Annotated in this window: 18 protein-coding genes; 7 read left to right on the plus strand and 11 right to left on the minus strand. The window is 51.8% G+C overall.

Annotated features, from left to right (window positions below; all coding sequences use genetic code 11):
* Nucleotides 1–40: 40 nt before the first annotated feature.
* A complete protein-coding gene (locus tag CBE74_RS18745; protein ID WP_166741002.1) occupies nucleotides 41–1,681 on the minus strand; it encodes a DIP1281 family NlpC/P60 protein in 1,641 nt (546 codons plus the stop codon).
* A 572-nt stretch (nucleotides 1,682–2,253) separates the two neighbouring features.
* The gene (locus CBE74_RS18750; RefSeq protein ID WP_225870088.1) at nucleotides 2,254–2,766 is read right to left on the minus strand and encodes an Rv1476 family membrane protein; all 513 of its coding nucleotides are present in this window, start codon (nucleotides 2,764–2,766) and stop codon (nucleotides 2,254–2,256) included.
* A 378-nt stretch (nucleotides 2,767–3,144) separates the two neighbouring features.
* Between CBE74_RS18750 and acnA the strand changes: the two genes are divergently transcribed.
* From acnA to CBE74_RS18775, 5 genes are all read left to right on the plus strand, one after another.
* Complete coding sequence (gene acnA, locus CBE74_RS18755; protein ID WP_171483210.1) at nucleotides 3,145–5,952, plus strand: aconitate hydratase AcnA; 2,808 nt, start codon at nucleotides 3,145–3,147, stop codon at nucleotides 5,950–5,952.
* Nucleotides 5,953–6,048: 96 nt separating this feature from the next.
* Nucleotides 6,049–6,627, plus strand: coding sequence for a TetR/AcrR family transcriptional regulator (locus CBE74_RS18760; protein ID WP_087453999.1), 579 nt, complete (start codon nucleotides 6,049–6,051; stop codon nucleotides 6,625–6,627).
* Between the two features lie 77 nt (nucleotides 6,628–6,704).
* Nucleotides 6,705–7,424 (plus strand): glutamine amidotransferase, encoded by a 720-nt coding sequence (locus CBE74_RS18765; protein WP_087454000.1) that lies wholly within the window; start codon nucleotides 6,705–6,707, stop codon nucleotides 7,422–7,424.
* A gap of 52 nt (nucleotides 7,425–7,476) precedes the next feature.
* Nucleotides 7,477–7,746, plus strand: coding sequence for an ACT domain-containing protein (locus CBE74_RS18770; RefSeq protein ID WP_087454001.1), 270 nt, complete (start codon nucleotides 7,477–7,479; stop codon nucleotides 7,744–7,746).
* Nucleotides 7,747–7,767: 21 nt separating this feature from the next.
* Complete coding sequence (locus CBE74_RS18775; RefSeq protein WP_087454002.1) at nucleotides 7,768–9,132, plus strand: PFL family protein; 1,365 nt, start codon at nucleotides 7,768–7,770, stop codon at nucleotides 9,130–9,132.
* A gap of 61 nt (nucleotides 9,133–9,193) precedes the next feature.
* Here the strand turns inward: CBE74_RS18775 and CBE74_RS24615 are convergent, their stop codons facing one another.
* A complete protein-coding gene (locus CBE74_RS24615) occupies nucleotides 9,194–9,403 on the minus strand; it encodes a hypothetical protein (RefSeq protein ID WP_087454003.1) in 210 nt (69 codons plus the stop codon).
* Nucleotides 9,404–9,557: 154 nt separating this feature from the next.
* Here CBE74_RS24615 and CBE74_RS18780 point away from each other — a divergent pair, with 154 nt between their 5' ends.
* Together CBE74_RS18780 and CBE74_RS18785 are read left to right on the plus strand one after the other, a co-directional pair.
* A complete protein-coding gene (locus tag CBE74_RS18780; RefSeq protein WP_087454004.1) occupies nucleotides 9,558–10,667 on the plus strand; it encodes an ATP-binding protein in 1,110 nt (369 codons plus the stop codon).
* Between the two features lie 358 nt (nucleotides 10,668–11,025).
* Nucleotides 11,026–13,182, plus strand: coding sequence for a DUF5979 domain-containing protein (locus CBE74_RS18785; RefSeq protein ID WP_087454005.1), 2,157 nt, complete (start codon nucleotides 11,026–11,028; stop codon nucleotides 13,180–13,182).
* Nucleotides 13,183–13,366: 184 nt separating this feature from the next.
* On the opposite strand, the gene CBE74_RS18790 is transcribed toward CBE74_RS18785, so the two are convergent.
* The 8 genes from CBE74_RS18790 to CBE74_RS18825 all read right to left on the minus strand — a co-directional run bounded on the left by CBE74_RS18790 (nucleotide 13,367) and on the right by CBE74_RS18825 (nucleotide 21,610).
* The gene (locus tag CBE74_RS18790) at nucleotides 13,367–14,998 is read right to left on the minus strand and encodes an ABC-F family ATP-binding cassette domain-containing protein (RefSeq protein ID WP_087454006.1); all 1,632 of its coding nucleotides are present in this window, start codon (nucleotides 14,996–14,998) and stop codon (nucleotides 13,367–13,369) included.
* Nucleotides 14,999–15,105: 107 nt separating this feature from the next.
* Nucleotides 15,106–15,597 carry a metal-sulfur cluster assembly factor gene (locus CBE74_RS18795; RefSeq protein WP_087454007.1) on the minus strand — a complete coding sequence of 164 codons (492 nt, stop codon included), beginning with the start codon at nucleotides 15,595–15,597 and terminating at the stop codon, nucleotides 15,106–15,108.
* Nucleotides 15,594–16,043, minus strand: coding sequence for a Fe-S cluster assembly sulfur transfer protein SufU (gene sufU, locus CBE74_RS18800; protein WP_087454008.1), 450 nt, complete (start codon nucleotides 16,041–16,043; stop codon nucleotides 15,594–15,596). The genes CBE74_RS18795 and sufU overlap by 4 nt, the downstream gene beginning before the upstream one ends.
* Nucleotides 16,040–17,329, minus strand: a complete 1,290-nt coding sequence (locus tag CBE74_RS18805; protein ID WP_087454009.1) for a cysteine desulfurase — start codon at nucleotides 17,327–17,329, stop codon at nucleotides 16,040–16,042. The genes sufU and CBE74_RS18805 overlap by 4 nt, the downstream gene beginning before the upstream one ends.
* On the minus strand, nucleotides 17,326–18,084 hold the full coding sequence (gene sufC, locus CBE74_RS18810; RefSeq protein WP_087454010.1) for a Fe-S cluster assembly ATPase SufC: 759 nt from the start codon (nucleotides 18,082–18,084) through the stop codon (nucleotides 17,326–17,328). The genes CBE74_RS18805 and sufC overlap by 4 nt, the downstream gene beginning before the upstream one ends.
* 114 nt (nucleotides 18,085–18,198) lie before the next feature.
* Nucleotides 18,199–19,380, minus strand: a complete 1,182-nt coding sequence (gene sufD / locus CBE74_RS18815; RefSeq protein WP_087454011.1) for a Fe-S cluster assembly protein SufD — start codon at nucleotides 19,378–19,380, stop codon at nucleotides 18,199–18,201.
* A 5-nt stretch (nucleotides 19,381–19,385) separates the two neighbouring features.
* Nucleotides 19,386–20,840: a Fe-S cluster assembly protein SufB gene (gene sufB, locus CBE74_RS18820; protein WP_087454012.1), complete on the minus strand. Its 1,455-nt coding sequence runs from the start codon at nucleotides 20,838–20,840 to the stop codon at nucleotides 19,386–19,388.
* Entirely contained in the window at nucleotides 20,837–21,610 is a 774-nt protein-coding gene (locus tag CBE74_RS18825; RefSeq protein ID WP_087454889.1) for a helix-turn-helix transcriptional regulator, read from the minus strand. Before CBE74_RS18825 ends, sufB begins: the two co-directional genes overlap by 4 nt.
* Nucleotides 21,611–21,847 lie beyond the last annotated feature (237 nt).

Here is a 21,847-nt window from a genome sequence, read left to right on the forward strand (position 1 = left end):
TCAATTCCACCTCTGGGGCGTTGAAAACTACTACAACCTATTAGATCAGGCGCACTGCGTATGGGCTCATTCCAGACCAACGCACAGGCGAGATCCGCACCGTAGAACCCGACTGTGGGGCTTCCAGCATTGTTCCATCACCCAGGTAAATCGCAACGTGGTTTTCTGCGTTAGGACCGTAGAAGATCAAGTCGCCTCGTTCCATCTCAGAAGGACTGATCTTTGTCCCCTTCTGATACTGGTAACCAGAATAGTGAGGAAGTGCGATACCTACACCCGCGAAAGCATAAAGCGTGAGGCCTGAGCAGTCGAAACCGACTTTATTGTAGTCGCCATAGGAGTCGGCTACTCCGCCATCGCGAATACCCAATGTTGGGCCGCTTGCATTGCCTCCACCCCAGGCATACTGAGTTCCAATATAAGTTTGGGCGCGGGAGATAACGGTCTCAATTTTTGCAGAACGGCTAGCATTTCCAGCCGCTGCCGTCGCTTTTTTGGTGAGCGTGTCTAAGGTCTCTGGCTGTACAACGTCCAGGTCCCGCAGTACGGAATCCCCGTTAACGGCATCCACTGCTTGCGGAGACTGCACCGTGTTGAGTCCGTTGCCGGTCTGAGAATTATTGAGCGAAGCATGGTCCGGCATAGCGGCTTGGATAAGAGCTTCAGCCGCGGTGGCAGATGCTGTATTCGCATCTCGACGGGTTTGTTGCGCACGCTCCTGAGCGGCAGCCCGTTGCTCTGCTTCCCTTCTTGCGGCTGCGGCTTCCTCGGCAGCCCGTACAGCTAGAGCCTCAGCCTCTTGACGCGCCTTTTCGGCCGCAGCAGCCTCTTCTTCCGCCTTCTTACGGGCGGCTTCAGCTTCCTTGTACTCTTTATACTCGTTGCGCTGGTTGTTCAAGTGAGAGACATTGCCTCGCGCAGCATCAAGCTCGCGTTGAGCCTCGTCTCGGTGCGCAACGAGCTCGGCACGCTTGCGCAGGTTGTCTTCAAGCTTGGCGCTGGAATCGTCGATAGCCTGCTGAGCCGTCGCCTTAGCACTTTCGGCAGCCTTTTCGCGCTGTTCTGCAAGGTTCCGAGCCTCGCGCAACCGAGATTCCTCGTTCGCCTGTTCAGTGCGGAGGCGATCAAGCTTATCGACGGCTTCCCGCTGCTTCTCCGCATTGGTACGCAGGTATGTTTGCCGGTCTAGTGCGTCCTCAGACGCAGTTTTTCCAGCAACGCCCGCAACTCCGCTGGGGGCTGCGCCCTGACGATAAGCACTCCGCGAGATCTCATCTAATACTTTTTGAGCATTAACAATCTCAGACTGGGTGTCGTCAAGGCGCGAGCGCGCGGCCGAAACACCATCACGCGCCTGCTGCGCAGAGCTCTGGGCGTCGTGATAGTCCACAAGCGCTTTATTTACAGCCTCTCGCAGACCGCCCATTTCCATTTCCAGGCTAGCAATCTGACTATCAGAGGTGGACAAGGAAGCTGCAAGGCCAGAGACTTTACCTTCTGCTTGCCCGACAGCCCCATTAGCGTCGGCAATCTCGGAGTCAGAAGGGTTTACCGGCTCAGCATACGCAGGCGTGGTACTTCCGATGCATGCGACGATAACACCTGATGCAACGATAATGCGAGCTTTCCCTAACGCACTAACTCCGGCCGTATAGCCGCGGCGTGAAGCGAAATTGGTCACGAGTTCTCCTGTCAGTCTCCAAAACGCGACGGAAAAACCGCACACATCTATACCCCAGCGCAAAACCAGGAGGAAACAGCTTTCTATTTAAACAACTCGCGAACCGACGTTGAGATCGTGACTAACCTCTTCCTCCGCGTGCTTCCTCACATGCGTGATTTTGGCTAGGTCAAGGGTCTCGAATCGACTCGCGAGTCGACAATTGAACCATAAAGCACTTTTCCCACTTTGTCTTCATCTTTTCTTTTAGTCCAACCCATGCTCTAAAACCACTTCAGTCACAGTCGTGCACTTGACCTGCAAACTCTACAAACACATGCCCATTTTGTTATTTATGTCACAAATTGACCTATTGTCGCGTGTCGGGCAAAAAAGGCAGGCCTTTGAATGCATTCAAGCATCTCGCAAGTGCTCCACGGTCAAGCTTTTAGCCCTGACAGAAAGTAGAACCGCCCAGGCCAGCCACACAAAAGAGAAAACGTCGAAAAGATCCCTCAAAATATAAACAAATCCCCTTTAAATCAAGTGCTCTTCCTTGATTTAAAGGGGATTTGAGGGCTTGTACCACGGAACTAACCGCGACGACGCTGTGAGATGAATGTTCCAGCGATCGCAAGAAAAGCAACCAGCATAGCCAAAAAACCAATGGGGGCTAGCGGAATGGTTTCATGCTCCAAATGTGCCGCCAGCTGAGTAACTCCCGCCACATAATTTGGCTCAGAAAAAAACTGATGCTGCAGCGCTTCCAGTTCTGCCCTACTATGCCCCTTACTTACTATGGCTCCAGTATGGGGAGAACGCACCGCCACCGTTGAGACTTCACCGTCCGCGGAAAGTCGATTGAGAAGCTCCTGTGCCAGATCCCTCAAATCGGCCGGATGCTCGGGGGTCTGATCAACCACGGCGATGGCAAGTCCTCGCCCCTGGGTGGCGTCGACAAGCTTCTCGTGCACTTCAGAGTTAGGGGTCTGCAAAACTACGCCGCTTGCTTTTAGTTCAGCTTCATAAGCATTGACATCGATCCCCTGCGGCAGCATCGCCCCTCCAGTATTTCCGTAATTATTAGCTAGAGCCTTAGGCGTCAAATATAACAAGATTTACGGCATAGTCCGGGAGCAAAAGGCATCTATCCGGTAACGAGATATGAAGATCCGTCCCTGTATGGAAAATTGAACTCCGCAATCCCGACCCACACACCCCCTGCTTGTGAATTTATTCCGGAATTTATGAACCCAATGACCGCCACGAGGGGGTGAAAATCACAACGCACAGCGCGAAACATTAGCCAACAGAACGCCCGTACTGTTAGAATGTGCGTTAGGCGACGTCTTATCCATACACCGTTTCGAGGTACACGGGATGGGTGACGACGACAACATGATCCGCTGCTGATACCGGCCCAAAGCACTACGCAGCAGCTGTGAACAGAAGAAACTGATCACTATTTGGAAGTGGAGCTCACCGTGACTGAAAGCAAGAACTCCTTCAACGCCAAGCAAACGCTTGAGGTTGGCAACAAGTCTTATGATTACTTCGCGCTCAATGCAGTTGAAGGAATGGAGAATCTGCCCTACTCCCTGAAGGTTCTCGGGGAGAATCTTCTTCGTACAGAAGACGGCGCAAACATCACCGCCGATCACATCAACGCCATTGCTCACTGGGATCCCAGCGCTGAACCAAGCATCGAGATTCAGTTCACCCCCGCACGCGTTTTGATGCAGGACTTCACCGGTGTTCCCTGCGTTGTTGACCTAGCAACCATGCGAGAAGCGGTTAAAACCCTAGGTGGCGACCCTGATGATGTGAACCCCCTTAACCCTGCCGAGATGGTTATCGACCACTCAGTTATCGTTGAGGCTTTCGGCTCCCACGACGCACTAGCCAAGAACGTAGAAATTGAATACGAGCGCAACGCAGAGCGCTACCAGTTCCTACGTTGGGGCTCCAAGTCCTTCTCCAATTTCCGTGTGGTTCCTCCAGGAACAGGTATTGTTCACCAGGTAAATATCGAAAACCTCGCACGCGTTGTTTTTGACAATGAAGGCTTGGCATATCCCGATACCTGTATCGGCACCGATTCACACACCACGATGGAAAACGGCCTCGGCGTTCTTGGCTGGGGTGTCGGTGGTATCGAAGCTGAAGCAGCCATGCTTGGCCAGCCGGTCTCAATGCTGATCCCCCGCGTTGTCGGCTTTAAGCTCACGGGCGAAATCCCAGTGGGTGTGACTGCAACCGACGTTGTGCTTACCATTACCGAGATGCTCCGCGAGCACGGCGTGGTCCAAAAGTTCGTTGAATTCTACGGCAACGGTGTTAAGTCCGTTCCTCTTGCTAACCGCGCAACCATCGGCAACATGTCGCCAGAATTCGGCTCTACCTGTGCGATCTTCCCGATCGACGAAGAAACCGTCAAGTATCTTCGCCTTACCGGACGTCCTGAAGAGCAGACCGCTCTCGTAGAGGCATACGCTAAGGCTCAAGGCATGTGGCTTGACCAGGACGCGCCAGAAGCTCAGTACTCCGAGTACCTAGAGCTAGATCTTGGCACGGTTGTCCCCTCGATCGCTGGCCCCAAGCGCCCGCAGGACCGCATCCTACTCACCGAGGCAAAAGAGCAATTCCGTAAAGATCTCCCCGATTACTGCTCTGCGGAACCTGCTGATAAGTCGCTTCCGGCAAAGCGCATGGACGCCGAGGGTGCTGCCCAGGAAGAGGGAGACTCCAACGTTAACTACAACGCTTCCCGCGCCGGCCATGGCGAGTCCGCTGCCGCAGGTGCTGCCGGACGCCAGTCCAACCCTGTAGTAGTAACCTCTCCAAACGGTGGTGAGTACACGCTCGATCACGGCATGGTCGCTATCGCTTCCATTACCTCTTGCACCAACACATCTAACCCATCCGTCATGATTGGCGCTGGCCTGATCGCCCGTAAGGCTGCCGAAAAGGGACTTAAAGCTAAGCCATGGGTCAAGACCATTTGTGCGCCTGGCTCCCAGGTTGTCGACGGATACTACCGCCGCGCTGACCTCTGGAAAGACCTTGAGGCACTGGGCTTCTACCTCTCTGGTTTTGGTTGCACCACGTGTATCGGTAACTCCGGCCCGCTTCCAGAAGAGATTTCCACCGCGATCAATGAGCACGACTTGACCGCAACCGCTGTGCTGTCTGGTAACCGCAACTTTGAAGGTCGCATCTCCCCAGATGTCAAGATGAATTACTTGGCATCCCCGATCATGGTTATCGCTTATGCCATCGCGGGAACAATGGACTTTGACTTTGAGACTCAAGCACTTGGCAAAGACCAGGACGGAAATGACGTCTTCCTGAAGGATATCTGGCCTTCTACCGAGGCGATCGAATCCACCATCGAGTCTGCTATCTCTCGTGAGCTCTACGAAGCTGACTACGCCGATGTGTTCAAAGGTGACGAGCAGTGGCAAAACCTCCCCACACCAGAAGGCAAGACTTTCGAGTGGGACGAGTCCTCTACCTACATCCGCAAGGCGCCTTACTTTGATGGCATGACTCTGGAGACTTCCCCGGTCACGGATATCAAGGGCGCTCGTGTTTTGGCAAAGCTAGGTGACTCTGTAACCACCGACCACATCTCTCCTGCGTCGTCCATCAAGCCAGGCACTCCTGCTGCGCAGTACCTCGATGCCAACGGTGTATCCCGCAATGACTACAACTCTTTGGGATCTCGCCGTGGTAACCACGAGGTCATGATGCGAGGCACGTTTGCCAACATCCGCTTGCAGAACCAGCTGGTAGATGTGGCAGGCGGCTATACGCGCAACTTTACACAGAATGATGCGCCTCAGGCCTTTATCTTCGATGCATGCGAAAACTACAAGGCTGCTGGCATTCCGCTGGTCGTTCTAGGCGGAAAAGAGTACGGTACTGGTTCATCGCGTGACTGGGCTGCAAAGGGTACTAACCTCCTGGGTGTCAAGGCTGTCATCACCGAGTCTTTCGAGCGCATTCACCGCTCTAACCTCATCGGTATGGGTGTGATTCCGCTTCAGTTCCCTGAGGGCGAGTCGCATGCAAGCCTCGGTTTGGACGGCACTGAGGTCTTTGACATCGAAGGCATCGAAGAGCTGAACAACGGAGTTACTCCAAAGACCGTTCATGTGACGGCTACAAAGGATTCCGGCGACAAGGTTGAATTCGATGCAGTTGTTCGTATCGATACACCAGGTGAGGCTGATTACTATCGTAACGGCGGTATCCTGCAATTCGTGCTCCGTCAGATGATTAAGGGCTAGTGTGCAGCCTTAGTCGTTTAGGATCATGAACTTCGAGGACTCCATTCTCGTTGAGCGGAGTCCTCGATTCTTTAGACCAGAAGGAAGGGGTCCTTCGTGCCCGTTGTAAGTAGCACCGAACTGACGCTGCGTCGCCAAGAGATCCTAGAAGGGGCTCGCAGGTGTTTCGCTGAGCACGGCTACGAGGGAGCGACCGTACGTCGTCTGGAAGAGACCATAGGAAAGTCTCGCGGCGCGATTTTTCACCATTTCAACGACAAAGAAAATCTTTTTCTGGCTTTAGCGCGAGAAGATGCTGCACGAATGGCGGAAGTTGTTGCAGAAAACGGCTTGGTTGAAGTCATGCGAGATATGCTTGACCATCCAGAGCGCCACGATTGGCTAGCCACACGGCTAGAGATCGCCAAAATGCTCCGCACAGATCCAGCTTTCAGAGCTCGGTGGCAAGAGCATCAGCGAGTGTTAGATGAAGCGGTGGTAACTCGTCTTGAGCGAAATGCGCATTTAGGAAGAATGCGTGACGACGTTCCCATACAGGTTCTTCACACCTACCTAGAAACAGTAATGGATGGCTTCATTTCCCGACTAGCCTCCGGCACCGCTACAGAGGATCTTGATCAAGTTCTCGACCTTGTAGAAGAAACTGTGCGCTCCCACCCAAAACCTACGCCATAGGGCTCCGCACCAGACAAACCGCATGATCATGACACCGCATTCTGCAACTCTAGACCAAGTAGTCTAGAGTTGCTTCTATGGTCTCCGTTCTCTTAGTTTCTCCGCGGTCTGGTGAATCAGTTGCACACGCTGAATACAACGATGTCCTTCGCGCTACTGGACTTTCTTCCGAACAGCTCACGCAACGAATGTTAGATACCGCCGAAGCAACTGTGGGGTCTCTGGAAGGATTTGACGGAGTAATCGTTGGCGGGAGTCCGCTCAACGTTACCAACGATTCCTATGACCAATGGCAGCTTCAAGTCCATTCAGAGATACAGAAGCTTATCGACGCTCCCCTCCCGGTATTTTTTATTTGTTACGGTACGGCGCTTGCCATATCCCTGACAGGCGGAACAGTCGGGCGCTCCTATCCTGAAGCATCTGGTCCTACGATCGTTCAGCTCACTGCTGAGGGGAAACAAGACAGAATCACCCGCGATCTTCCCGCAGAGTTTAGCTCGCTCACCGGACACACAGAAAGCGGTGAAAAACTCGGCGAAGGCGTTACGCTGTTAGCTACGGGACCCACCTGCCCGATCCAGATGGTTCGAATCAACAGCTCCACATGGGCGTGCCAGTTCCATGCAGAAATGGATGCCGCCGCGATGAAAACGCGTATGGATTTCTATTTCGACTATGGGTACTTCACCCCGGAAGACTACGATTCTATCGTTGCAATTCTCCCTCATATTGACACGACGTATTCCAACAGAGTGCTACAGAATTTTATTGAGGTCTGCCGAAATAACCGCTAGGTAACTCTCCCCCGAAAGATCCATATATTCGGCCTCCCGCTAAGATAGCGTCATGTTCGCCATTATTTCCGTCACCGGTGCAGATCACACCGGAATCATTGCCGCAGTCGCTACCAAGTGCGCAGAGCTTGAAATCAATATTAATAATGTGTCGCAGACAATCATGGACGGCTATTTCACCATGATTCTCCATGTCTCCTTTGATGATTCTGCGACAGACATCGCAACGATTCAAGAGCACATGGCAGAAGTGGAAAAGGATCAAAATCTGGTCATCCGGATTCAGTCCCAAGCCATTTTCGATGCTATGAACACAATCTAGCTCCTGAGGAACTTCAGACACATGACTACGCTTCATTCAAGCAGCAATATCTTGGAAACAATCGAGATGATTGAAAAATATCGTCTTGATATTCGCACCGTGACTATGGGCATCAGCCTTCTGGATTGTGTCCGGGGAACAATGGAGGATACGTGCGATGCGATTTATAACAAGATCACAACCGTAGCTAAAGATCTAGTATCCGAGTGCGAAGGCATCGAGCGTGAACTCGGAATCCCCATCGTTAACAAACGTATTTCCGTGACACCTGTGGCACTCATTGCTGCAGCTGTCGATGGCAGCCCTGTAGAAATTGCGAAGGCTCTCGATCGAGCCGCAAAGGCAGTGGGAGTCAACTTTATTGGCGGCTATTCCGCATTAGTCGAAAAGGGCATGACTTCAGGAGATAAGAAGCTTATCGACTCCATCCCTGAGGCTCTGACTGTCACGGACGTTGTTTGCTCTTCCGTTAATATTGGTTCCTCCCGTGCCGGCATCAACATGGATGCAGTAAGGGAAATGGGCAGAGTAATTAAAGAAGCGGCAGAACTGACTAAAGATAACAGCGCAATTGCTTGCGCTAAATTGGTCGTTTTTGCCAATGCCGTGGGTGATAACCCATTTATGGCCGGAGCTTTCCATGGCGTGGAAGAGCCCGACTGCGTGGTAAGCGTCGGCGTGTCCGGCCCTGGTGTTGTGGATAGGGCGCTTGGTTCTCTTGATGGAGCTAGCTTGGACCAGGTTGCAGAAGCCATTAAAAAGGCTGCTTTTAAAATCACCCGTGCAGGCCAACTGGTCGGAAATATGGCGTCCGAACGTTTGGGCGTGCCTTTTGGCATCGTAGATCTCTCACTGGCGCCAACCGCGGAACTAGGCGATTCTGTTGCGCACATTATGGAACACATGGGTCTTGACCAAGTGGGAACTCATGGAACAACCGCAGCCCTTGCGCTACTTAACGACGCAGTTAAAAAGGGCGGCATGATGGCATGTTCCCGCGTAGGAGGGCTCTCCGGCTCTTTCATCCCTGTTTCAGAAGACAAGGGAATGATCGACGCAGTACGTGCTGGGAATATTTCCGTGGGTAAACTCGAAGCAATGACAGCGATTTGTTCAGTCGGCCTAGACATGATTGCTATTCCCGGAGATACCTCGGCAGAGCTGATTTCTGGCATGATTGCCGACGAAGCTGCAATCGGCGTGATGAACCATAAGACCACAGCCGTCCGCGTGATCCCGGTTCCTGGCACTCACCCCGGCGATGAGGTCAACTTTGGTGGCCTCCTGGGATATGCCCCCGTTATCCCTGTATCCACCGTTGATAATTCGACCTTTATCCAGCGCGGTGGTTTTATCCCCGCGCCGGTGCATGGTTTTAGGAACTAATCTTTTCTTCCGGTTTTATAGTGTGCTGACCTGTGTTATCTACTGATAACTGCTCAGCACACTACTTTTTTATTCCGAAAGCCAAAAAGGCTGGTGCACCCAGTCCCCCTATAAACGTAACTGGTAACCACAACCACTTTGACCCAATTATTTTTTGAGCCGGAAGGTGATAGAGAAAATGCCATGCAGCAGTCTTACCTATCACGTCCGCAACCAAAACAGAAATAACGATCTTTCGTTCAGTAGGGTTTAGCGTGAACCACTTTTTCATATTTTCTTTCCATTCCATATGGCTATTGCTGATGAAGAAACAATCCTGTTGTATCTGATACTACGGGGTTTCTTGGTGTATCAACAGAGATTTACCTACAAAACCTACAAGCGACTTCATTACCTACAAAACCTACATCAGGTATGTTGGGGATATGCGCAATCCTTTCCGTCCCAGTTTTGGAGTCAACCCTCTTGTTGTTGCCGGAAGAACTTCGATCGTGGATAATTTCGGCTTTGCACTCAGAGAAGGTATTGGCGCCCCCTATCGTTTCATACTTATTAGCGGAACCCGCGGAACCGGTAAAACCGTCCTCCTAAATCAACTAGAGGCAGGGGCCAAGGAATTAGATTGGACATGCGTTCGAGCCCGCGCGTCCGACCATGAACACCACGAGCTCATCCATGTCTCATTGCCACAACTGCTTAGACAAAGACAACCTCGTGGACCACATGTAGGGGTATCAGGCGTATCCATTGCTAATATTGGAGGGATCACCTTTGATAAGCCTTCTCAGTTGCCACCACAGGTATCTCTATGGTCGATAATGAATGATGTTGCGAGAGACCTCACGGCAAGCGGATCCGGCCTTTTGATCACGATGGATGAGGTGCAATCAGCTTTGCCCGAATCACTTCATTTCCTCATGGATGCCATCCAAGACTGCGTGCGCAATGAATACAATATCGCGTTGGCTGTGGCGGGCCTCCCACTTGAGATATCAAAACTCCTTGCCCATGAGGGCACCACGTTTCTTCGTCGCGCAATGCACATCCCCATAGAAGCTTTGAATAATGACGATGTTCGCACCGCCATTGCCCAAACGGTCAAACATGGCGGAAAAGATATCGACGATCAGGCGCTCAGCACTCTTACCCACGCATGCCATGGGTATGCCTACCTCATTCAACTATGCGGGTCGATCGCATGGACCATGGCAGGCTCTCATGACATATCTGAAGAACACGTCGACAGATCCCTCCCCTTAGTTATCGAACGCATGGGCCAGCAAGTACATATGCCAGCAATGAAGGGAATCCCTTATCGCGAGATGCAATTCCTTATCAAGCTTGCAGAAGCCGAAGGTCCTGCCAATTTTAATGAACTGGGAGCCGAATTAGGTATCCCCGGAAGTCAGCCTTCCACATACCGCAGGCGACTCCTTGACCGTGGCGTTATCGTTGCCACGGGGCGCGGGCGTGCAGACTTTGCACTCCCCTATCTGCGCGAGCACTTGAGACTCAATGCCGAGCAATATCTATAACTGGCTTCCACGCCATAAGGTGACACCAGCAGTGCGCGAGTAGCTACAGGCACTAGCGCTTGCGATTCAGTTAGCCATCATAGGAAATCAGTCCACAATACATGTACTCGATGTTCCCAAAACCATCGAATAGGGGCACGGGGGACCCTTAATATCATCTGTTTGTTAGTGAAATAAAAGATTTTTTAGCGTTTCGATGTTGGGTTGTTATCATGACCCTATAAAAGTAGGCTACATATGAGACATCAACAAAAACGCTTATTTTTGTGCCATCTCCCCCGCACTCCCCTCACTTCACCCTGAAGAAAATCTCAATATTTTAGTACCCATCATTTAATGATGGCGATATGGAAATTCTATGATGCTTACTAATACAAAGCACGCTTCAGCCAATCGTTTAACAAAAAACCCTTGGCTTAGTGTGTTGCTCGCCTTGCTACTCATTGCAAGTTTCACCCCTCTCCTAGTGCAATCGCCTTCAGCCACCGCACAAGAAACATGCACAGGCGGTAGCTGGTCGAATATCAAATGGAAAGACGATAGCCCGAACATCAAAGACGGCAAATACGTAGGTCCGAGCGGATTTTCAGAAGTCCAATTTGATTGGAAAGCCAACAAAGAGGCCAAAGCCGGCGATATTATCACTTTCACCCTTCCAAAAGAATTAAAAGCTGTGAACACTGGAACAGTTGCTCTTCGGGATAAAACTGGTGAGGTTGTTGCTACTGGTACGTGGTCCGGTAAAACTTTCGTTATCAAACTGACCGATTTTCAAAGTCGTAACTTCAATGTGGAAGGCACCGCGTTCGTCTCTGTCTCATGGGACACTAACCAGAATTTTGACGGAGCCCTAAACTTCACCGGCTGCAGTACTGGGAGCTTGTCAGGAAAATTTGAGCAGCGCGAGGGTGGGCTTTTCCACGATGACTCAAAAATCGGTGAATACACCGGCTACGATGAGAAGACTGGCAACTACAAGATCCAGTGGTCAGTAGGAATCGATCCTAAAAAACACCAAAACGATAATCATCAGGTTCTTGTTACAGATAAAGCCCCTGACGGATGGAAGTTTACCTGCGACGGTAATGACGCCAATGGTTATTACCCAGCATACGTTTCTTCCATCATTAAGAACGGTTATGGCCAAGCAGAAGTAGTCCGTCATGCCATCTACGATGTCACCGGTTACCCCAGTGGGGGAACGCTAACAGGTTTTAGCAATATAAAAAACGAGGCTCCTCAAAGTGGATCTAGTTACAAACTGAACTGCACACCAGACGAAGTCTTCGTTGAATTCCCTCGTGGTTTGTCTGATCAATCCGCCCCTATCGTAACGCTTACAGCGGTAACAAAGAACAAGCCTGCTCCAGGTAGCATCGTGACGAACAAAGCTAAAATCGACAACGTTGATGTTGAAGGACACGTTCGTTTCCCCAACGCCGGTGGCCTAGGGCGAGGCAGCAAAGGTGGTTTCACCATTGAGAAAAACGTTGTAGGCACAGAAGAAGATAAAGCCAAAGAATACACATTTGAGTATCAGTGCACATCTGATAATGGTGGTAGTGAGAAAAAGGGTACGGTCGCTGTAAAGTCCGGCGATTTTGCCCATATTAAAGACTTGGATAAAGGTCTAAAGTGCACAGTCAAAGAGCAAGACTTGCAGGTAGAAGAAGGCAGGAAACTTACGACATCTTGGGTTGTAATCGACAAAGATGGCAAAGTCACTAGCTCCAATTCCACCTCTACCGTGAATATCACGATTGAGGATCCAAGCGAAGAGGCCGTTCATCTCATTGCAACCAACAAATTTGAGCAAAAGCAAACCGGTAGTTTCACCCTTAAGAAAAAGGTAGAGGGTGTAAAAACCTCGGAGAAGTTCACTTTCAAATGGGAATGCACCGCTAATGAGACTACAAAGGTTAGCGGTGAAAGCATGCTTTCCCATGACTCAGAAGTAAAGATTGAGGGTCTTCCTCTCAATTCGACTTGTAAGATCACTGAAGCCCCTGTGGAGCTAGTAAGCTATACGCATTCTTTGAGCTGGCTAACCAATGACGAAAAGAGCGGTTCTGAAAATCCGTTCACGGTATCCCCTCGCGATAGCAGCTCCGAGACTCCATTGGTTGTAACTGCAGTGAATAAGTACACCCCCGTGGTACCTCCTGTAGAGCCAACGTCCTCTTCGTCTACCACTACGCAGACCACGGAACCAACGTCGTCCTCGTCTACGACATCGAAGACGACGACACACGCTGTCCCGCCGATTATCCCAATTCCTATCCCTATCCCGGTCCCTACGGTATTGCCGCCAGCACCTACTGCTTCACCCAATACCCCAGCTCCGACAACTACCCCTCAAGCACATCCAACATCTACAGCTCCGCAGCCAGAACGCGGTAAAGGTGTGCTAGCCAAAACAGGTGCTTCTGTGCTTTGGATCGCCTTGTTAGCTATCCTCTTAGTCAGCCTGGGCGGCGTAATGATGCACACTACAAACGCTAAAAAGAAGAAATAACTTCTAGGCACTGAATCCACTAAAATGCTCGGCCCTTAGCTTGATGACTAAGGGCCGAGCATTTTTATCGTTAAAAATAAACAATGACTAAGTGGTCAAAGGCTTCTAACTACCCTCACCGGTCGCAACGATTAATACGTATGTGGTATCCGATGAGGTTATTCGCAAAACTATTACAGTCGGGCTAAGCCAGTTCGACGATCTCCATGTAGGCCTCGCTCCACAGGTCTTCGTCTCCATCCGGAAGCACTATGACGCGTTCGGGTTCTAGTGCACGCACTGCTCCAGGGTCGTGAGTCACAAGCACCACAGCCCCTTTATAGGTTCGGAGTGCGTCAAGTACCTGTTCTCGGGAAACCGGATCAAGGTTGTTCGTGGGCTCGTCGAGAAGCAAGACGTTTGCGCGCGACGAAACCAAGGCGGCCAGCGCCAATCGCGTCTTCTCACCGCCTGATAGCGTCCCAGCAGGTTGATCGAGCTGCTCACCGGTAAACATGAAAGCGCCGAGGAGACCGCGGAGGTCTTGTTCGCCGGCTTCTGGGCAAGCGTCGATGGTGTTCTGCCAGACAGATTTTTGTGGATCGATGGTGTCATTTTCCTGGGCAAAATAGCCGATTTTCAAGCCATGCCCTGAAACAATTCCGCCTTCGCCGTCTGTTCTTTCAACGCCTGCAAGAAGTTTCAGAAGTGTCGTCTTACCTGCACCGTTGAATCCGAGGACCACTACTCGGGATCCTTTATCAATGGCGAGATCCACGCCAGCGAATACTTCCAATGAACCGTACATCTTGGTCAACCCGGTCGCGTTCAAAGGGGTTTTTCCGCAAGGCGCTGGCTCAGGAAAAGAGATGTTGGCTACGCGGTCTGCGATGCGGATCGCATCAAGGTTGCCCATCATTTTTTCAGCGCGCGCCAGCATCTGTTTAGCTGCGGCAGCTTTGGTGGCTTTAGCGCAGAGTCGAGCTGCTTGGTCCTTCAGTGCGGCGGCTTTCTTCTCCGCGTTGGCCCGCTCGCGACGACGTCGAGCCTCGTCAGTGGCTCGCGCATCTTTGTACTTAGAAAAGCTCATGTTGTAGATGTCGGCTTCGCCACGCACGGCATCGAGGAACCACACTTTATTACAGACTGCATCAAGCAGCTCTACATCGTGCGAGATCATGATGAGCCCGCCTTCGTGCTTGCTCAAAAAATCGCGCAGCCACGTAATGGAATCGGCATCAAGGTGGTTCGTTGGCTCGTCGAGAAGCAACGTGATGCTTGATTTTCCAGAGCCTGCCGACGCCGCGAAAAGGATTTGCGCCAGCTCTACCCTACGGCGTTGTCCGCCAGAAAGCGTCTTGAGTGGTTGGTCAAGAATCCGTGCGGGAAGACCCAAGTTATCGCAGATACGTGCTGCTTCAGCAGCTGCCTCATAGCCGCCAAGCGCATGATAGCGTTCCTCAAGCCGCGAATACTTGCGAATAGCGGCATCGCGCTTTTTACCATCCGTTGTGGTCTCCATGATTTCCTGCTGGCGTTCCATGGAGGTCTTGATCTGGTCTAGTCCACGTGCAGAAAGAACACGATCACGCGCGGATTGATCGATATTGCCTTCTCGCGAGTCTTGCGGAAGATAACCAATGTCGCCACTACGAGTCACTACGCCGGCATAGGGTTCAGTCTCCCCCGCCAAAATTCGCATCGTAGTAGTTTTGCCGGCACCGTTGCGGCCAACAAGTCCAATTCGATCTCCCGGCTGTACACGAAGATGCTGGCCAGGAGCATTTAGGAGGGTTCTTGCCCCTACGCGGACTTCAAAATCATTGGTCACAATCACAACGGCGGATTATATCAAGTAACCATCCCTATCCTGTAACAGGCTGCTCCCCCGCGCATCATGGAGCGCAGGGGAACATAGATGAGCTATCGCGTTAGGTTAAGAACCTAAACCGAGAAACCGAGCGCACGCAATTGGTCACGGCCATCTTCCGTAATCATATGCGGGCCCCATGGAGGCATCCATACCCAATGAATGCTCAGGGAGTCTGCGATCTTGTTTCCTACAACTGCAGATTGCGCCTGATCCTCTAGGACGTCGGTAAGCGGACACGCGGGTGAGGTAAGAGTCATGTTCACGTGTGCGTGAACGCCGTCTACCATCCATACGTCATATACCAAACCGAGATCGACAACGTTGATGCCTAGTTCGGGGTCAATGACATCGCGAAGATACTCTTCCACATCGCTAGCTTTAGCGATGTCGTTCTCTGATTGCTCCGGACGCAAAGCACCCGCTGCGAGATCCGACTGCTCCTCGGAAGTTGCCTCAGTGGCAGTGCCTTCAGATAGGTCTTCCGATTGGGACTCTACCGGGGTGTCCGCTTGGGCGTCTGTCGGGTCTTGCGTAGCTTTATTTTCTACGTGTTCTTCGTTCACTTCTTCTCCTCTAAAGCATCAGCCGTCGCAGCCTGGAATGCTTTCCACCCCAGAAGCGCGCATTTCACCCGCGCAGGATATTTGGACACTCCGGCAAAGGCAATGCCATCACCGATAAGGTCTTCATCTCCTTCTATCGTTCCGCGAGACGTAATCATCCGCTCAAATTCTTCGAGTTTATCCATGGCTTCTGCAACGCTTTTGCCAACGATTTCTTCAGCCATGGCGGACGTGGAAGCCTGGCTGATGGAACAACCTTCCGCGTCATAAGAAACGTCTGCAACGGTTAAGCCATCCTCTGAAAGATGCACTCGGAGTGTGATCTCATCACCACAGGAGGGGTTCACATGATGAACTTCAGACTCATAAGGCTCACGCAGACCGGCATGCATCGGATTTTTATAGTGATCAAGGATCACTTCTTGATACATGGATTCAAGGTTCATAGTGCTCCTCCTTCCGAGTCAGTGACTCCAAAGAATTTTTTAGCCGCTTCAATCGCCTCAACGAGTCGGTCAATCTCTTCTACCGTGTTGTAGAAGTAGAAAGACGCTCGCGCAGTCGATTGCGCATTAAGCGCGCGGTGCACCGGCCACGCGCAGTGATGTCCAACCCGAATGCACACGCCGTGATCATCAAGAACTTGGCCAAGGTCATGCGGGTGTATCCCCTCGACCTTAAAGCTCACAGCAGATCCACGACCTACGTTGGTTGTTGGACCGTAGATGCTGAGACCATCAATACTGCTCAGACGGTTGAGAGCGTAGTCCGTGAGCTTGTGCTCATGGCGAGCGATAGCGCTCATCCCTATCTCTTGCAGAAATTTTACGGCTTCTCCCAATCCCACCACTTGGCTGGTCATATGCGTACCGGCTTCAAATCGTTGGGGGATGTCTGCAAACGTCGTTTTTTCCATGGTTACCACGGAAATCATCGAGCCACCGGTAAGGAAAGGAGGAAGTTGCTCTAGCAGTTTTCGCTTTCCGTAGACCGCACCAACGCCACTCGGGCCGCACATTTTGTGACCCGAAAATGCTGCAAAATCAACATCCAGATCGTGGAAATTCACCGGCATATGCGGGACCGATTGGCATGCGTCGAGGACGACAAGCGCACCTACCTCGCGGGCACGACGCACCAACTCTGCGACCGGTGCTACTGCCCCGGTAACATTCGACTGATGCGTAAAAGCAACCACTTTTACCGTCTGATCAAGTTCTAGAGAGTCAAGATCGATACGCCCGTCTTCGGTCACCGAGTACCACTTCAGCGTGGCACCCGTGCGCGCACACAATTCTTGCCAAGGCACCAAGTTGGCGTGATGTTCCAACTCCGTCACTACTACGGTGTCGCCTTCAGTGACCTGAAGGTCACCGGCTCGGGGATCTCCCAACACGTATGCGACTAGGTTAAGAGCTTCCGTGGCGTTTTTAGTAAACGCTATTTCGTCCCACTCCGCCCCAACAAACCCTGCGATCGCGGCACGAGCATCTTCGTAGGCGTCCGTGGCTTCCTCGGCAAGTTGGTAAGCACCCCGGTGCACGGGAGCATTAGTGTGCAAAACAAAACGCTCTTCTGCACGCCACACCCGTTCTGGGCGTTGCGACGTTGCACCGGAGTCCAAATAGACCAAGCTTTTACCGTCGCGCACAGACCGCGACAATATAGGAAACTCTTGACGCAGCCGCTGCGTATCGAGCTCTCCTGACTCAGTCAGATATGCACTGCTCATGAGAGAAAACGATCGTATCCGTTAGCCTCAAGCTCATCGGCCAATTCTGGGCCACCCGAGGTAATAATCTGGCCGTTTGCAAAGACATGCACAAAGTCAGGCTGCACATAGTTAAGGATTCGCTTATAGTGCGTAATCATCAGGATGCCTCCATTGGTTTTCTCCTGATACCGGTTAATCCCTTCAGAAACGATCCGAAGCGCATCTACGTCAAGTCCGGAGTCCGTCTCATCCATGACTGCAAACTTTGGGCGCAACAGGTCTAGTTGAAGGACCTCGTGTCGCTTCTTCTCGCCACCGGAGAATCCCTCATTCACAGAGCGCTCACTAAAAGCCTTGTCGATTTTCAGATCTGCTTGTGCCTGCTTTACCTCTTTAACCCACTCACGCAGCTTCGGAGCTTCCCCACGCACGGCGGTAGCCGCGGAGCGCAGGAAGTTAGCCATAGAAACTCCAGGAATTTCCGTGGGGTACTGCATAGCAAGGAAAAGCCCTGCGCGAGCGCGCTCATCAACGTCTAGGTCCAGGATGTTCTCGCCGTCGAGAAGCACTTCGCCTTCCGTGATCTCGTAGCGTGGGTGTCCGGCAAGGGTGTAAGCAAGGGTAGATTTACCGGAGCCGTTGGGGCCCATAATGGCATGGGTCTCGCCGGATTTGATGGTGAGGTTTACCCCCTTGAGGATTTCTTTGGGCTGTGCAGTCTCATCAGTAGGTAGTACTTGGGCATGAAAGTTCTTAATTTCCAAGGTGCTCATTGGGTTTGTTCTCTTTTCGCTTCGTGTTGTGGGCGCAATTTTTTAGCGTGCTGTGGGAAGATCCGGGCTAGGCTTATCGACGTTTATCCTGCGCCCTGGGGGTCACATTGAGCGTTAACGCTGCTGAAGGGTATTGAGTTCGGCGGTGATGCGTTCTTCTAGATCATTTCGGACCGACTCCACAGGAATTCTTCCAATGACTTCGGAGAAGAATCCGCGGACAATAAGCCGGCGAGCTTCATCTTCTGGGATTCCTCGGGAACGCAAATAAAATTCTTGTTCGTCATCAAACCGGCCAACGGTTGCGGCATGGCCGGCTCCCGCAATTTCCCCTGTTTCAATCTCCAGGTTAGGGATAGCGTCTGCACGAGCACCGTCAGTCAAAACGAGATTTCGGTTAGCTTCATAGGTATCTGTACCCTGCGCACCAGCGCGAATAAGAACGTCTCCTACCCATGTGGCATGAGCGTCAGGAAGCTTGGAGTTCTTGTCGCCTTGGATCGCTCCCTTGTATAAAACGTTAGAACGGCAGTTGGGAACGGCATGATCTACAAGCAAGCGCTGCTCAAAGTACTGCCCGTCATCGGCAAAGTACACGCCGAGCATCTCAGCATCCGCACCTGGTTCCGTAAAACGGACACGAGGAACGAGTCGCACAACTTCTCCACCGAAAACGGCAGCGTTATGACGGAAAACGGAGTCGCGTCCAAGCACAGCTTGATGTCCTGAAAGGTGAACAGCATCATCGTTCCAGGAAGCATCAACAATAACTGTCAATCGAGCACCGTCGCCCACAAGGAATTCAACGTTGTCCGCATGCGTACCGGATCCGGTATAGCGCAGGTCGATAAGAGCCTCAGCATTCGTTCCGACTTCTACCACCAGATGCCCAAAGGACGTGCTTCCGTCGCCTTTGCCTTCTACCTCAACGCGAATCGGCTCGTTTATCACAGCATTTGCGGTAATAGTCAAGAGATTAGCTTTGTCTGCCGATGTGAAAGCTTGGGCTCCAACACGATCAATGGGAGCCCCCGTGCGTCCAACCCTAGAGTCCGTCTTTTCCACCGACTCGTGGGTAACTCCCTGTGCTCCCGCAGGGATAGTGATGCTTACGTTGGGAGTGGTTGCTGGGGCAAAGGTGCCGTCGTGAAGCCCACGGAGGCGACGGAGCGAAATAAAACGCCATACCTCATCTTTGCCGCGTGGAACGTCAAAATCATTAACGTCAAAGGACGAGAATAAATCACCCTTATTGTTGTGGACAGTACCGCGAGACTGTTGTTGTACCTGAGACATCGGAGTTAACCCACCGATCCTTCCATCTGCAATTCGATCAGTCGGTTAAGCTCCAGCGCGTATTCCATAGGGAGCTCCTTAGCGATTGGCTCAACAAATCCACGGACAATCATCGCCATGGCCTCGTCCTCTGCGATGCCACGCGACTGTAGATAAAACAGCTGTTCCTCCGACACCTGAGACACGGTAGCCTCGTGGCCGAGAGAAACGTGGTCATTACGTATGTCGTTGTACGGATACGTATCAGACCTAGAGATGTTATCCACCAACAACGCATCGCACTCGACGTTGGACACGGAATGGTGTGCGTTTGCGGACACGCGCACCAGGCCTCGGTAAGCGGCCCGTCCGCCAGAACGAGCAACAGACTTGGAGACAATGTTAGAGGAGGTATAAGGAGCCATGTGCTGCATCTTCGCTCCGGTGTCCTGAATCTGCCCCTCACCAGCAAAAGCAGCTGAAAGAACCTCGCCCTTAGCGTGAGGGCCAACCATCCATACAGCTGGGTACTTCATGGTGATCTTGGAACCAATGTTTCCGTCAACCCATTCCATAGTCGCGCCTTCTTCGACTTTGGAACGCTGAGTAACCAAATTCAAAACGTTGTTGGACCAGTTCTGGATGGTGGTATAGCGGCAACGAGCATTCTTTTTAACGATGATCTCCACGACCGCTGAATGCAAAGAATCAGATTGGTAGATCGGTGCGGTACATCCCTCGACGTAGTGCACATACGCACCCTCATCAACGATGATCAAAGTGCGTTCAAACTGTCCCATGTTTTCCGTGTTAATACGGAAGTACGCCTGAAGTGGGATTTCTACGTGGACACCCTTGGGGACGTAAACAAAAGAGCCGCCAGACCATACTGCGGAGTTAAGCGCCGAGAATTTATTGTCGCCGGCAGGAACCACAGTCCCAAAATACTCGCGGAACAGTTCCGGATGCTCGCGCAAAGCAGTATCCGTGTCAAGGAAGATAACGCCTTGCTCTTCCAGATCCTCCCGGATCTGGTGATAGACAACCTCAGACTCGTACTGAGCTGCCACGCCGGCAATAAGGCGCTGCTTCTCTGCCTCTGGGATACCAAGCTTGTCGTAGGTATTTTTGATATCTTCTGGAAGGTCATCCCAGGTTGTCGCCTGTTTTTCCGTCGACCGCACATAGTACTTAAAGTCGTCGAAATTAATAAAGGAAAGGTCTGGTCCCCATGTTGGCATGGGCTTTTTCTCAAAGGTATTGAGCGCCTTTAAGCGTTGCTCTAGCATCCATTCCGGCTCGTTCTTTTGAGCAGAAATATAGCGAACAACATCCTCATCCAAACCACGTCGAGCATTCTGACCTGCTTCGTCAGAGTCATGCCAGCCGTAGTTGTACGGGCCCATGGACTCGATGATCTCGTCGTCAGTCGAAGGTGCAGTTACACCAAGGTTCGGTGCCTTCGGCGTCGCCTGAGTCATGAACCACTCCTTTCATTGGGAGTCTTAGTTGTGGAGGTTAGAATTGGAGTTATCGGAATGTTGGTCGTACATATTTCATGACCTTCAGCAATCGAAGCCAACGGCTGCACGTGATGCCCAAGCAACATCGCGATGGCCTCATGCTCGGCCTCGCAGAGCTCCGGGAACTCTGCGGCGACACCGGCGATGGGACAATGATGCTGGCATATTTGGACGCCATTCGCCGCGTTGGTCAATGTTGCGGCATATCCGCTCTCAGAAAACGCTTCCACCAAAGCAGATGCCGCCTTTTCCAAAGAGTTAGCGTCTTCCACCGTAGGGATTTCAATTCCTTCAACGATTGCCGCAACGCGCCTACGTGCAAACTCTTTCACCGCAGTTTCGCCACCTGTTTCTTTCAGTGTGGCTAATGCCTGGGCGGCCAAAGAATCATAATCATGCCCAAATTGTCCGCGTCCGGCTGCTGTGAGCCTGAAGCTTTTCGCGGGTCGGCCACGAGCTTTATCACCAGCCATTTTTCTAGGCCGAGATACTTCGGCAAGGCCTTCCTCAACCAAGATGTCGACGTGACGCCGAATGCCCGTTGCAGAAAGCCCGAGGGTTTCCCCTAGTTGAGTCGCGGTGACGGGACCAGACTTGAGCATAACCAGCATGATCTGCCGACGAGTCTCGCCGTCAGTACTTCGCGTTTCCGCAACAGGACGACTCGATTTTCGTGATGCCTTGCCACGAGAAGCCGACAAACCCCGCGTGGTTGGTGTGGTTCTCATAGTCTGTGTGTCACCTTCTTCCATTCCAAAAGTTTCGTTGGATAGATCGTCTCCTCGAGACGTTATCCGCGGACACCATTTAGCAACATTAATATGTCGGTATTCATTCCGGCAACACGGACACACCATAAAAAGTGCTGGTTAGCGCACCCTAACCAACCTTTGGCGCCTCTCACCATCATCTTTAGATTTATCGGTTAAAACTTTCTGCGAGGCCAGAAGAATAGCCATGTCCTA

The organism is Corynebacterium silvaticum, assembly GCF_002162115.2.
Lineage (GTDB): Bacteria > Actinomycetota > Actinomycetes > Mycobacteriales > Mycobacteriaceae > Corynebacterium > Corynebacterium silvaticum.

What these genes read in the sequence shown, in the direction of transcription:
- CBE74_RS18765 (WP_087454000.1), top strand. Translation starts at nt 6,705, where the DNA reads ATGGTCTCCGTTCTCTTAGTTTCTCCGCGGTCTGGTGAATCAGTTGCA.
- CBE74_RS18770 (WP_087454001.1), top strand. Translation starts at nt 7,477, where the DNA reads ATGTTCGCCATTATTTCCGTCACCGGTGCAGATCACACCGGAATCATT.
- CBE74_RS18775 (WP_087454002.1), top strand. Translation starts at nt 7,768, where the DNA reads ATGACTACGCTTCATTCAAGCAGCAATATCTTGGAAACAATCGAGATG.
- CBE74_RS24615 (WP_087454003.1), bottom strand. Translation starts at nt 9,403, where the DNA reads ATGAAAAAGTGGTTCACGCTAAACCCTACTGAACGAAAGATCGTTATT.
- CBE74_RS18780 (WP_087454004.1), top strand. Translation starts at nt 9,558, where the DNA reads ATGCGCAATCCTTTCCGTCCCAGTTTTGGAGTCAACCCTCTTGTTGTT.
- CBE74_RS18785 (WP_087454005.1), top strand. Translation starts at nt 11,026, where the DNA reads ATGATGCTTACTAATACAAAGCACGCTTCAGCCAATCGTTTAACAAAA.
- sufU (WP_087454008.1), bottom strand. Translation starts at nt 16,043, where the DNA reads ATGAACCTTGAATCCATGTATCAAGAAGTGATCCTTGATCACTATAAA.
- CBE74_RS18805 (WP_087454009.1), bottom strand. Translation starts at nt 17,329, where the DNA reads ATGAGCAGTGCATATCTGACTGAGTCAGGAGAGCTCGATACGCAGCGG.
- sufC (WP_087454010.1), bottom strand. Translation starts at nt 18,084, where the DNA reads ATGAGCACCTTGGAAATTAAGAACTTTCATGCCCAAGTACTACCTACT.
- sufD (WP_087454011.1), bottom strand. Translation starts at nt 19,380, where the DNA reads ATGTCTCAGGTACAACAACAGTCTCGCGGTACTGTCCACAACAATAAG.
- sufB (WP_087454012.1), bottom strand. Translation starts at nt 20,840, where the DNA reads ATGACTCAGGCGACGCCGAAGGCACCGAACCTTGGTGTAACTGCACCT.
- CBE74_RS18825 (WP_087454889.1), bottom strand. Translation starts at nt 21,610, where the DNA reads ATGAGAACCACACCAACCACGCGGGGTTTGTCGGCTTCTCGTGGCAAG.